Origin of the sequence: Streptomyces sp. YIM 121038 (genome assembly GCF_006088715.1) — a bacterium.
Classification (GTDB): Bacteria; Actinomycetota; Actinomycetes; order Streptomycetales; family Streptomycetaceae; genus Streptomyces.
Window position 1 is genome coordinate 2848973 of record NZ_CP030771.1, and the last position, 12204, is coordinate 2861176.

At 74.2% G+C, this 12204-nt stretch carries 12 protein-coding genes and 1 riboswitch; of the genes, 6 read left to right on the plus strand and 6 right to left on the minus strand.

Annotated elements, in window-relative coordinates; genetic code table 11:
• Nucleotides 1-25: 25 nt before the first annotated feature.
• On the minus strand, nt 26-415 hold the full coding sequence (locus C9F11_RS11865; RefSeq protein ID WP_212767815.1) for a potassium channel family protein: 390 nt from the start codon (nt 413-415) through the stop codon (nt 26-28).
• A gap of 192 nt (nt 416-607) precedes the next feature.
• Here C9F11_RS11865 and C9F11_RS11870 point away from each other — a divergent pair, with 192 nt between their 5' ends.
• A complete protein-coding gene (locus tag C9F11_RS11870; protein ID WP_138959247.1) occupies nt 608-1264 on the plus strand; it encodes a DUF4126 domain-containing protein in 657 nt (218 codons plus the stop codon).
• A 66-nt stretch (nt 1265-1330) separates the two neighbouring features.
• The gene (locus tag C9F11_RS11875) at nt 1331-2851 is read left to right on the plus strand and encodes an NAD(P)/FAD-dependent oxidoreductase (protein WP_138959248.1); all 1521 of its coding nucleotides are present in this window, start codon (nt 1331-1333) and stop codon (nt 2849-2851) included.
• A gap of 49 nt (nt 2852-2900) precedes the next feature.
• Here the strand turns inward: C9F11_RS11875 and C9F11_RS11880 are convergent, their stop codons facing one another.
• The 5 genes from C9F11_RS11880 to C9F11_RS11900 form a co-directional block, all read right to left on the minus strand.
• Nucleotides 2901-3824 carry a hypothetical protein gene (locus C9F11_RS11880; protein ID WP_138959249.1) on the minus strand — a complete coding sequence of 308 codons (924 nt, stop codon included), beginning with the start codon at nt 3822-3824 and terminating at the stop codon, nt 2901-2903.
• Nucleotides 3825-3866: 42 nt separating this feature from the next.
• Nucleotides 3867-4787, minus strand: a complete 921-nt coding sequence (metF, locus tag C9F11_RS11885) for a methylenetetrahydrofolate reductase [NAD(P)H] (protein WP_138959250.1) — start codon at nt 4785-4787, stop codon at nt 3867-3869.
• A 266-nt stretch (nt 4788-5053) separates the two neighbouring features.
• The gene (gene thiE, locus C9F11_RS11890) at nt 5054-5716 is read right to left on the minus strand and encodes a thiamine phosphate synthase (protein ID WP_138959251.1); all 663 of its coding nucleotides are present in this window, start codon (nt 5714-5716) and stop codon (nt 5054-5056) included.
• 74 nt (nt 5717-5790) lie between these two features.
• Nucleotides 5791-6156, minus strand: coding sequence for an Rv2175c family DNA-binding protein (locus C9F11_RS11895; protein WP_030679421.1), 366 nt, complete (start codon nt 6154-6156; stop codon nt 5791-5793).
• 114 nt (nt 6157-6270) lie between these two features.
• Entirely contained in the window at nt 6271-7437 is a 1167-nt protein-coding gene (locus tag C9F11_RS11900) for an FAD-dependent oxidoreductase (protein ID WP_249402166.1), read from the minus strand.
• Between the two features lie 136 nt (nt 7438-7573).
• Nucleotides 7574-7686: riboswitch (TPP riboswitch) on the plus strand.
• Here C9F11_RS11900 and thiO point away from each other — a divergent pair.
• The 4 genes from thiO to pknB all read left to right on the plus strand — a co-directional run bounded on the left by thiO (nt 7684) and on the right by pknB (nt 12042).
• Nucleotides 7684-8931: a glycine oxidase ThiO gene (gene thiO / locus C9F11_RS11905; protein ID WP_138959253.1), complete on the plus strand. Its 1248-nt coding sequence runs from the start codon at nt 7684-7686 to the stop codon at nt 8929-8931. (Overlaps the previous riboswitch by 3 nt.)
• Nucleotides 8928-9149: a sulfur carrier protein ThiS gene (gene thiS / locus C9F11_RS11910; RefSeq protein WP_138959254.1), complete on the plus strand. Its 222-nt coding sequence runs from the start codon at nt 8928-8930 to the stop codon at nt 9147-9149. The genes thiO and thiS overlap by 4 nt, the downstream gene beginning before the upstream one ends.
• 4 nt (nt 9150-9153) lie before the next feature.
• A complete protein-coding gene (locus tag C9F11_RS11915) occupies nt 9154-9948 on the plus strand; it encodes a thiazole synthase (protein WP_138959255.1) in 795 nt (264 codons plus the stop codon).
• 90 nt (nt 9949-10038) lie between these two features.
• Nucleotides 10039-12042, plus strand: a complete 2004-nt coding sequence (pknB, locus tag C9F11_RS11920) for a Stk1 family PASTA domain-containing Ser/Thr kinase (RefSeq protein WP_138959256.1) — start codon at nt 10039-10041, stop codon at nt 12040-12042.
• Nucleotides 12043-12204: the final 162 nt, after the last annotated feature.

Sequence of the window (12204 nt, forward strand, 5' to 3'; positions counted from 1 at the left end):
CACGCGCAGGCCGGAACGTCGCTTGCTAGTTGCGATCTCGTCCGTGTCCGTGCTTCGCCGTGCCCTTCCGGGCCTTGATACGGGCCGCTCGGCCGGCATGAGTCGTGGTGAAGGCCTGGGCGAGCTGAGTGGCCAGGGCGGCGAACACACCCACCGCGAGGAGCCCGTACGGGATCGTGAAGACCCTTCCGAGAGCGGTGGCGGGAGCCAGGTCCCCGTACCCGATCGTCAGCCCGGTGCACACCGCGAAGTAGAAGGAGTCCAGCACGCCCCACCCCTCCTGATGCGCGTAGAAGAAGGTGGCCGAGGTCCACAGCAGCGCCAGCGTCCACGCCGTTCCCCGGAACGCGGGCCTTCCCCACGCCGTACGCAGCGCGCTCCCGAGCCGCACGAGCATGACCACAAGACCGAACACGCCCGCACCGTAGTCCTCGCCCCGCGGCGCTCTTCGCATTGCTGCGGTCCCCGTGCGTGTCGCCCGCGGCGCAGGACGCTTCGCGTCGCTTCTCGATGGCGTACCGCGTCCCGCTGCATGATCCTGGGGTGGTGCTGACCCGTACTGACTCCCCCGCCCGCCTGACGCGCGGTCCCGCAGGCCGGTGACCTTGTGAGTGTGCTCCCCCTGGTGTTCACCAGCGGCTGGGCCAGCGGGATCAACGCCTACGCGGTGGTCCTGCTGCTCGGTGTCTTCGGTGCCACGGGGGTATCCGACGACGTGCCCGAGTCACTGCAGAGCCCGGGGGTGCTGATCGCCGCGGGCGTGCTCTTCGCCTGTGAGGCCGTCGCCGACAAGATCCCGTACGTGGACTCGGTGTGGGACGCCGTGCACACCGTCATCAGGCCGCTGTCCGGCGCCTGGGTGGGCGCGCTGCTCGCCGGGCAGAGCGGCTCGCTCCCGGACGTGGCGGCGGGCGCGATCGGCGGCTCCACGGCCCTGGCGAGCCACGCCGTCAAGGCCGGGACGCGGATGGCGGTCAACACCTCGCCGGAGCCGTTCAGCAACGCCATCGTGAGCACCGCCGAGGACCTCGGCGTCGGCGGGGTGGTCAGCTTCGCGATGTTCCACCCCGAGGCCGCGGCGGTCATCGCGGGCGTGCTGCTGCTCATCGGCCTGCTGCTGCTCGCCTTCCTCGCCTCGCGCATCCGCCGGTTCCTGCGGCGCAGGGCGCAGCGCCGCGAGGAGCGCCGCCTGGCCGCCGCGGCGGGACGGCCGCCGGACCGGCCGCCTGCCGGTCCTGACCGCCCGCGGGACGGGCGGCCGTAGGGGCGGGAGGCCACAGGGGGCGGGCGGCCGACGGCGTTGTCAGTGGCGGCGGATAAAGTCCCTGGCATGGCACGGATTGTGGTGATCGGCGCCGGGATGGGCGCCATGACGGCCGCCGCCCGGCTGGCCGTCGCGGGCCACCGGGTGGTGGTGCACGAGCGCGCGCGGACGTACGGCGGCGCGGTCGGCCGCGTGGAGCGCGACGGCTTCGGCTTCGACACGGGCCCGGCCCTGCTGCACCTGCCCGCGGTCTACCGCGACCTGTTCGTGAAGACGGGCAAGCAGCCCCTGGAGGACTGCGTCGAGCTGTCCCAGGTCGAGCCCGCGGTCCGGCACGTCTTCGCGGACGGCACCACGACGGACCTGCCGAACGCCTCGCGGGCGGGCGTCAGCGAGGCCCTGGACGCGGCCCTCGGCTCCGGCGCGGGCGCCCAGTGGTCGGCGTTCATGAACCGCGCGCGGGAGGCCTGGGACCGCACCCGCCGCCCCCTCCTGGAAGAGCCCCTGTGGCCGAACTGGCAGGTGCTCGCCGAGCGCGAGCCCTACCCCTCGGTCGCCCGGCGCCGCCTGCTGCGCAAGGAGCGGCGCGCGGCCACGCTCGCCGAGATCGGCGCCTTCGAGCTGAGCGGCGAGCCCCGCCTGTGCGCCCTGCTCGAGCACTTCGCCCTGGCCCACGGCCTCGACCCGCGCACGGCACCCGCGAGCGCGGCCGTCCTGCCCTATCTGGAGCAGACCTTCGGCTCCTGGTCGGTGCGCGGCGGCCTGCGCGCGCTCGCCCGGGCGGTGTACGAGCGGTGCCTGGCCCGCAGGGTCGAGTTCGTCTTCGGCTCGGCGGTGACGCGGATCGTGGTGAAGGACGGCCGCGCGGCGGGCGTCGCCCTCGCGGACGGCACCGTGGTGGACGCGGACTTCGTGGTCGCGGGCGTCCCGCCGCGCACGCTGGAGGCCCTGGTGTCCGACGTGGCCGGTCCGGACGCGGGGACACCGGTGCGCGCCCCCGGCGACGTCCCCGCGCGCTCGGGCCTCCCCAGCCGCCTCACCGTCCTGCTCGCCCTGCGCGGGGCCCGCCCCGAGGGCACCCCGCACCGCACGGTGCTGCACACCCCGGACCGCGCGGACGAGCTCGACCGGGTCTTCGGGCCGCGCCCGGGGCTGCCCGCCGCCCCGACCCTCGCCGTCCTGCGTCCGGACGACCCGGCGGGCAGACCGGACGCGGACCACGAGGCCGTGACCCTGACCGCCACGGTCCCGGCGGGCGCCACCGTCACGGACACGGACGTACGGTCGCTCGTCGAGCGCGCCGAGACTGCCGTCCCCGGCCTCCGCGACCGCCTCCTGTGGCACGAGGTCCGCACCCCGGCCGACGTCGAGGAGGCCACCGGCGCCGAGGGCGGCGCGGTCCCGCCGCCCGCTCTCGCGGCGGCGGGCGGACACCTGCTGCACCCCGCCAACAGCACGGCCGTGGCAGGCCTGTTCGCGGCCGGGGGCTGGGCGCACCCCGGCGGCGGCCTGCCGCACGCGGGCATGTCCGGCACGCTGGTCGCCGGGCTGATCGTGGAGGGGCCGGAGTTCCGCGGCTCGCAGTGACCGGAGTTCCGCGGCTCCCGTGAGCCGGGCCGCGCGGGCCCGGGGCCGCTCAGTACCGGTACTGCTGCTCGCCGTTGTACCCCGGCTCGTAGCCGAAGACGTTCCGCTGGTCCGGCTCGCCGTCGGCGGGGTCGAACGGCGGGTACGGAGGCTGGTCGAGCGGCGGTTCGGCGCCGTAGGGCGCGGTGTCGCCGGTGCGCTGGTGCGGCACCCAGACGCCGCCGGGCGGGGTGTCCTGATAGCCCGTGCCGTACGCGTCCCCGCCGTAGGGCGCGTAGGCGGCCTTGTCGGCGTAGGCGTCGTAGCTCGGCTGGGCGCCGTAGGTCTGCGGGCCGATGTACGGGTCGGAGTAGGCGGCGTACCGCTGCTCCCCCGTGTCGCCGTAGGCGAAGTGCAGGGGGTCCTGCTGGGCCGGTGCGCCCTGCTGGTCGTACGGGGCGTAGGCGTCGAAGGCGTAGCCGTCGCCGGTGGCGGGCGGGGGCTGCGGGGCGTCGCCGTAGACGCCGTACTGGCCGGTGTCGTCGGGCATCGGCTCGGGTGCGTACACGCCGGGGCCCGCGGTCTGCACCTCCATCATGGCCGTCGACTCCAGCGCGTCCGGCTCGGCGGAGGGCTCGGGGCCCGCGGCGTCCGCCTCGTACTCCAGCTCGGAGACCTGGAGCGTCGGCTGGGCCGCGGCGGCGCCGGAGCCCGCCCTGCGGCGCTTGCTCGCGCCGGGCCTGCCGCCGACCGCCCAGCCGCTCGCGAAGCCGCGGCGGAACGACAGCGTCACATAGGTCTGCCCGACGGCGAAGGCGACGGCGCCCGCGGCGATCACGAGCACCGACGACATCAGCACGCCGACGACCACGCCGAGGAAGCCGACGAACGCGAGGACCCGCCAGCGCAGCCGCGCCTTGTACTGCAACAGCACCTCGCCGAGCAGCCACAGCGCGACCGCGCCGAACGCGCAGTAGAGGACCGTCAAGCCCATGTACGCCCCTCTCCCCTGCGGTCGCCGCGCGGGTACGACCGGTCAGGCCTGCTGGTGGTGCAGGCCCAGGTTCTCGTAGATCTCCAGTGTCGCCGTGGAGTTGTTCAGCGTGATGAAGTGCAGCCCCGGGACGCCCTCGGCGAGGAGCCGCGCGCAGAACTCCGTCGCGAACTCGATACCAATGGAGCGTACAGCGGCGGGATCGTCCTGCGCCGAGAGGATCCGCTCTTTGAGCGCGGGCGGGAAGTCCGCGTTGCTGAGCTGCGGCAGTCGCTCCAGCTGGCGCACGTTCGTGACCGGCATGATCTCGGGGATGATCGGCGTCTCGCAGCCCGCCGCGGCGACGCGGTCGCGCAGCCGCAGGTATTCCTCGGGGTGGAAGAACATCTGCGTGATCGCGTAGTCCGCGCCCGCGCGGCACTTGTCGACGAAGTGCCGGACGTCGGAGTCCCAGTCGGTCGAGCGCGGGTGCATCGCGGGAAAGGCCGCCACGCCCACGCAGAAGTCGCCGGACTCCTTGATGAGCTGGACCAGTTCGGCGGCGTAGGTAAGCCCTTCGGGGTGTTTGCCCCATTCGCCCATCGGGTCGCCGGGCGGGTCGCCGCGCAGCGCGAGCATGTTGCGGATCCCCGCGTCCGCGTACTGCCCGATGATGTTGCGCAGCTCGGCGACCGAGTGGTCGACGGCGGTGAGGTGGGCGACCGGGGTGAGCGTCGAGTCGGCGACGATCTGCTGGGTCTCCTTGACCGTGCCCGCGCGCGTGGAGCCGCCGGCTCCGTACGTCACGGACACGAAGCTCGGCGCGACCGCCTCGACCCTGCGCAGCGAGTTCCACAGGTTCCGCTCGCCCTTGGGGGTCTTCGGCGCAGAGAACTCGAAGGAGTACGTGGTCTTGCCGGTCGCGAGCATGTCGCGCACGGTGCGTGCGCGGTCCGTCCTGGTGGAAGCAGTGCCTAGGGCCATACCGGCAGGTTAGCCAGGCCGCGCCGGTCACCCAACCAAAGGCAGGTGATATGTCCATTTGGTCAGCTTGTTGTCCGCCCATCGGACACCCACAAGCTATTGATCAGACGGGTGTACGTACATATTGATGCGACCGGGGTACCCCTCGGGCCTCGTGCCCCCGTCGTATGCCACGGCCACGAGCACCGCCGCCCCAGGCGCGGCACGGCCACAAGCGCCGACGCCCCGCGCACGCCGCGGCCGTGGCCGCGGGCGCCGTCGTCCCGTCAGACGGTACGCAGCCGCTCGGCGAAGTCCGCCGCGGCGGCGCCGGGGTCGTCCGCCTCCGTGATCGCGCGCACGACGACCACCCGACGGGCGCCCGCTTCGAGCACTTCGTCCAGATTTGCCGCGTCGATGCCGCCGATCGCGAACCAGGGGCGGTCCGTGCCGAGCCCGGCCGTGTGGCGCACCAGGTCCAGGCCCGGTGCGTGGCGGCCCGGCTTCGTGGGCGTCGGCCAGCACGGTCCTGTGCAGAAGTAGTCCACGCCCTCCTGGGCGGCGGCCGCGGCGGCCTCCTCCTCGGCGTGCGTGGAGCGGCCGACGAGGACGTCCGCGCCGAGGATCGCGCGGGCCGCGGGCACCGGCAGGTCGCCCTGGCCCAGGTGCAGCACGTCGGAGCCGATGGCGTGCGCCACGTCCGCGCGGTCGTTGACCGCGAGGAGCTTGCCGTGGCGGCGGCAGGCGTCGGCGAAGACCTGGAGGTGCTCCAGCTCCTCCGCGGCCTCCATGCCCTTGTCGCGCAGCTGCACGATGTCGACGCCGCACGCCAGGACGGCGTCCAGGAACTGCGGGAGGTCCCCCTGGCGCCTGCGCGCGTCCACGCACAGATAGAGCCGTGCGTCCGCGAGCCGGGCGCGTGCGGAGCCGCCCGCCGTGTCGGTGGCCATGGAGCGTTCCCCCCGATGTCGGTGGCGTACGGGCCGGGCGGCTGCCCCGGCCCGTACGCCAGATGGTTGTCAGGTCAGACGGCGAGCGCCTGCGCGCGGCGCTTCACCTCCGTGCCGCGATTCTCGCTCAGGGCCTGCGCGGGCGTGCCGGGCAGGGTCGGGTCGGGGGTGAAGAGCCACTCGAGCGCCTCTTCGTCGGAGAAACCGTCGTCCCGCAGGAGCGTCAGCGTTCCGGACAGGCCCTTGACGACTTTGTCGCCGTCGATGAAGGCCGCCGGAACCTGAAGCGTCCTGTTCTCACCGCGGCGCACGGCGATCAGCTGGCCCTCCTTGACCAGCTGCCGCACGCGCGTCACCTCGATGTCGAGCATCTCTGCGATGTCGGGGAGGTGGAGCCAGGCGGGGACGAGAGCATCGGTCTTTGCGTCAATCTCGGTCACGGATCAAGCGTGCCACCTCCGGCCGGGGGCCGGTAGCGGGGGGCCGGGGCTTCGCGCCCCGGGCCCGTGTGCTGGGGCGCTCCGGCGTGAGCCGCGTCGCCGCGCGCAGGCGCCTCAGGAGCGGATCGCCTTCTTCAGCGGGATCGCCGGGTCCGTGACCAACGTCGCGTCCATCGGGGTGGCCGCGTCGATCAGCTTCCTCGACTGGGCCAGGTCCCGGGGGCGGCCCACCGCGAGGACGGCCACCAGGGCGCCGTCGCGGAGCCAGCAGGCCGTCCAGGACGGGGTCGCGGGGTCGCCGCGCCAGATCAGCTCGTCGGCGGCCGCGTGATGGCCCGCGTACTGCACGAAGCGGCCGAACTGCTCGGACCAGAAGTACGGCACCGGGTCGTACGCCTCCGGGGCCTCGCCGACGATGGCGGCGGCCACCGTGCGCGGTCCCTGCACGGCGTTGTCCCAGTGGTGGACGAGGAGCCGTTCGCCGTAGCGGCCCGACGGGAAGGACGCGCAGTCGCCGACCGCGTACACGTCGGGCACGGAGGTGCGGAGCCGGTCGTCGCCCACGACCTCGTGGTGGGTGCCGAGCTCGATGCCGGAACCGGCGAGCCAGGCCGTCGCGGGCCGGGCGCCGATGCCGACGACGACGGCGCCCGCGGGCAGCCTGCTGCCGTCGTCGAGGAGGACCGAGCCCGGCTCGACGCGCGCCACGCGCGCGTGGGTACGCAGTTCGGCGCCCGCCTCGGCGTACCAGCCGGCCATCGGGGCCGCGACCTCGGCGGGCAGCGCGCCCGCGAGCGGCCGCCCGGAGGCCTCCACGACGGTCACGGCGCAGCCCGCGTCGCGCGCGGCCGTGGCGAACTCCGCGCCGATCCAGCCCGCCCCGACGACCACGACGTCGTGCTGCTCGGCGAGCACCGGCCGCAGCCGCTCCGCGTCGTCGAGCGTGCGCAGCAGATGGACCCCGGGCACGCCGTCCGAGCCGGGCAGGCGGATCGGTTCGGCACCGGTGGCGAGGACCAGGCTCTCGTACCCGACCGGGCCCGCCGCCGTGTCCAGCGCGTGGTCCGCGGGACGGACGCCGGTGACCTCCACGCCGAGCCGCAGCTCGATGCCGAGGGCCTCGAAGTCGATGTCGAAGGCCGAGCCCTCGGCCTTGCCGAGCAGCACCGCCTTGGACAACGGCGGCCTGTCGTACGGCTGGTGCGGCTCCGCGCCGATCAGGGTCACCGGGCCGGTGAACCCCCGTTCGCGCAGCGCCACGGCCGTCTGCACCCCGGCCATGCCCGCGCCCACGATGACGACCCGCTGTTCCGCCCGCTTCCGCTCTTCGCTCACCCGATCAACTGTAGGACGGCCCCCCGCGCCGGAACACGACGGGCTTACCGGCCCGGCGGGCGACGGGCTAGGCTGGCCGGTGCAGAGCACTCGCGGGAGCCCGGACGACCGGGCTGAGAGGGAGGCTGGGACGGCCTCCGACCGTACGAACCTGATCCGGGTCATGCCGGCGAAGGGAGGGGCTGGACGCCCATGCGTTCCCATCCGAAACCACCGAACGCGTCCGTTTCCCGTACGTCACCTTCTCGTACGTCACCACCGTCCGCCGGCCCGGCGGACGTCCTGGTCGTCGGCGGTGGCGTCATCGGTCTCGTCACGGCCTGGCGGGCCGCGCGGCGCGGCCTGTCCGTCACGGTCGTGGACCCCGAGCCCGGCGGCGGCGCCGCACAGGTCGCGGCGGGCATGCTGGCCGCCGTCACCGAACTGCACCACGGCGAGCAGACGCTGCTCGGTCTGAACCTGGCCTCCGCCCGGCGCTATCCGGACTTCGCCGCCGAGCTGACGGAGGCGTCCGGCGAGGACATCGGCTACCGAGCCTGCGGCACGCTGGCCGTCGCGCTCGACTCCGACGACCGCGCCCACCTGCGCGAACTGCACCTCCTCCAGCGGCAGTCGGGCCTGCACCCGGAGTGGCTGAGCGGCCGCGAGTGCCGTCGCCTCGAACCGATGCTCGCCCCCGGAGTGCGCGGCGGCCTCCGCGTCGACGGCGACCACCAGGTCGACCCGCGCCGGCTCACCACCGCCCTCCTGGTGGCGTGCGAGCGGGCCGGAGTGGCCTTCACGCGCGCGTGGGCGGAGCGGCTCGTCGTCGCGCGGGACCGCGCCACCGGCGTCGTCCTCGCCGACGGCACCACGCTCGGCGCCGGACAGACCGTCCTCGCCGCGGGCAGCCTCAGCGGCCGACTCGCCGGGGTCCCCGACCACGTCCTGCCGCCGGTGCGGCCCGTGAAGGGCCAGGTCCTGCGGCTCACCGTGCCCGAGCGGTACGCGCCGTTCCTGAGCCGCACCGTGCGCGCCGTCGTCCGCGGCAGCCACGTCTATCTCGTGCCACGGCTCAGCGGCGAGCTCGTCGTGGGCGCGACCAGCGAGGAACTCGGCTGGGACACCACGGTCACCGCGGGCGGCGTGTACGAGCTCCTGCGCGACGCCCACGAGCTGGTCCCCGGCATCACCGAGCTGCCGCTCACCGAGACCCGGGCCGGGCTGCGGCCGGGCTCGCCCGACAACGCCCCGCTGCTCGGGCCCACCGCCCTGCCCGGCCTGCACCTGGCCACCGGCCACTACCGCAACGGCGTGCTCCTGACCCCCGTCACCGGCGACGCCATGGCGCACCTCCTGACCACCGGCGAACTGCCCGACGAGGCCCGGCCGTTCACGCCGCTGCGCTTCGCCGCGGCCGCCCCCGCCACGCCCAAGGACCTTTCGGAGCTGCCCGTATGACCACGCCCTCCGCCGCCCTCGCCCTGTCGGTCAACGGCGAGGCACGCGACGCCGCCGCGGGCACCACGCTCGACGCCCTCGTCGCCGAGCTGACCACCGCGCCGTCCGGCGTCGCCGCGGCCCTCAACGAAACCGTCGTCCCGCGCGCGCGGTGGGCCACCACCGTGCTCCGGGACGGCGACCGCGTCGAAGTCCTCACCGCCGTCCAAGGAGGCTGACGACATGGCGGACGACCCCCTCGTCATCGGCGGCCTCACACTGTCGTCCCGGCTGATCATGGGCACCGGCGGAGCGTCGAGCCTCGACGTCCTGGAGCGCTCCCTGGTGGCCTCCGGGACGGAGCTGACCACCGTCGCGATGCGCCGCGTCGACCCGGGTACGCACGGCTCCGTGCTGTCCGTCCTGGAGCGCCTGGGCATCCGCGTGCTGCCCAACACGGCGGGCTGCTTCACCGCGGGCGAGGCCGTGCTCACCGCGCGCCTGGCGCGCGAGGCGCTCGGCACGGACCTGGTGAAGCTGGAGGTGATCGCCGACGAGCGCACCCTCCTGCCCGACCCCGTGGAGCTGCTCGACGCCGCGGAGACCCTCGTCGACGACGGCTTCACCGTCCTTCCGTACACGAACGACGACCCGGTGCTCGCCCGGAAGCTGGAGGACGTCGGCTGCGCGGCCGTCATGCCGCTCGGCTCCCCCATCGGCTCCGGGCTCGGCATCCGCAACCCGCACAACTTCCAGCTCATCGTGGAGCACGCGCGCGTGCCGGTGATCCTGGACGCGGGGGCCGGGACGGCGTCCGACGTGGCGCTCGCGATGGAGCTGGGCTGTGCCGGGGTGATGCTCGCCTCCGCGGTGACACGGGCGCGGGAGCCGGTCCTCATGGCGGAGGCCATGAGCCACGCGGTCGTCGCCGGACGCCTGGCCCTGCGGGCCGGACGCATCCCCCGGCGGCACTTCGCCGAGGCGTCGTCCCCCGCGGAGGGCCTGGCCGCCCTGGATCCGGAGCGGCCCGCCTTCTGAGCCGCGGGATCGGTCACAGCTCCGCTGCAGTCTGCCCCGGGCGGGGCCCGGGGCGGCTCCGGCGTCAGTGGCGGCTCGTAGACTCCCTGCGTGGACACGACCCTTAAGGACCCCCTCGTCGGGCAGGTGCTCGACGGGCGGTATCGCGTGGACGGGCGGATCGCGGTCGGCGGGATGGCCACGGTCTACCGGGCCGTGGACACCCGCCTCGACCGCGTGCTCGCGCTCAAGGTGATGCACCCGACGCTCGCCGCCGACGCCTCGTTCGTCGAGCGCTTCATCCGGGAGGCCAAGTCGGTCGCCCGCCTCGCCCACCCGAACGTGGTCGGGGTCTTCGACCAGGGCACCGACGGCCCGTACGTGTATCTGGCGATGGAGTACATCGCGGGCTGCACCCTGCGCGACGTGCTCCGCGAGCGCGGCGCGCTGCGCCCGCGCGCCGCCCTCGACATCCTGGAGCCCGTCCTCGCCGCCCTCGGCGCCGCCCACCGCGCCGGGTTCGTGCACCGCGACATGAAGCCCGAGAACGTCCTCATAGGGGACGACGGCCGCGTCAAGGTCGCCGACTTCGGCCTCGTCCGTGCGGTGGACTCGGTCACGAACACCACGGGCACCGTCCTCGGCACGGTGTCGTACCTGGCCCCCGAGCAGATCGAGCAGGGCACGGCCGACACCCGCGTGGACGTGTACGCGTCCGGGGTCGTCCTGTACGAGATGCTGACCGGCGCCAAGCCGCACTCCGGCGACTCCCCCGCCCAGGTCCTGTTCCAGCACCTGAACGAGGACGTGCCGCCCCCGTCCGCGGCCGTGCCGGGCCTCGCCTACGAACTGGACGAGCTGGTCGCGACGGCCACCGCCCGCAACCCCGACCTCCGCCCGTACGACGCGGTGGCCCTGCTCGCGCTGCTCCGTGAGGCGCGCTTCGCGCTCACCGACGCGCAGCTGGACACGGTGCCGCCGCTGGCCCGCACCGGGGAGCACACCGCCCACGACACCTCCGAGGACCGTACGAGCGTCATCCCGCGCGCGGACCGGGCCGTGCAGCTGCCGCTGCCCGCCACCCGGGACGTCGGCCGCCCGGAGCAAGCCGGGCAGGACGGGCTCAACCGCACCAGCGTGCTGCGCACCCCGCAGCCCCCGCCGCGCCCCGCCGGGGCACCGGCCGCCCGCCCCGCCTCCGTCAAGGAGCGCATCCGCCGCCGGCTGCTCGCCCGACGCGGGATAACCGTGGCGATAGCGGCCGTGCTGCTCGTCCTGGGCGTCGGCGCGGGCGTCTGGTACATCAACTCCGGCCAGTTCACGACGGTCCCCGCGGTGCTCGCCAAGACCGAGAAGGAGGCCCGTACGCGGCTCGACGACGTCGGGCTCGACGTGCGCAAGGTCAAGGGCGCGTACAGCGACACCGACAAGCGCGGCACGGTCATCGCCACCGACCCCGACGTCGGCGACCGCATCCGGCAGAACGGCAAGGTCACGCTGACCGTCTCGCTCGGCCCGCAGACCGCGAAGGTCCCCGACCTGGAGGGCACGCCGCTCTCCGAGGCGAAGGACAAGCTCGACGACGCCGGGCTCGGCGCCGGGATGGTCACCAAGACCTTCAGCGAGGACGTGGCCAGGGGCTCCGTGATCAGCACCGATCCGAAGCCCGGCACGGTCCGCAGGGCGGGCACCGCCGTCGCCCTCCTCGTGAGCAAGGGCAGCCCCATCGACGTGCCCGACGTCGTCGGTGACTCCGAGAGCGACGCGCGCGAGGAGCTCAAAGAGGCGGGCCTCAAGGTGAGGATCGAGCCGACGCGGGTCTTCTCCGACGAGGACAAGGGCGCCGTGGCCGAGCAGTCCCCCGAGGCGGAGAAGCGGCTCGCCGGGGGCGACACGGTGACGCTGACGCTGTCCAAGGGGCCGGAGATGGTGGAGGTCCCCGACGTCGAGGGGATGAAGGTCGGCGAGGCCACGGACAAGCTGAAGGCCGCGGGGTTCGACGTCGACGAGGACCGGGGGCTGCTCGGGCTCTTCGGCGACACGGTGAAGGACCAGTCGGTGGACCCGGGGGACGAGGCGCCCAAGGGGTCGACCGTCACCATCAAGATCCGCTGACAGCTGCCCTCGCGGGGGCGCCCCTGACCCGCCCCTTCCCGATGCCTGGGGCTCCGCCCCAGACCCCGCTCCTCAAACGCCGGAGGGGCTGAAATACAGCCGCAACCGGCGACAGTTCCAGCCCGTCCGGCGTTTGAGGACGAGGCGCGAAGCGCCGAAAAG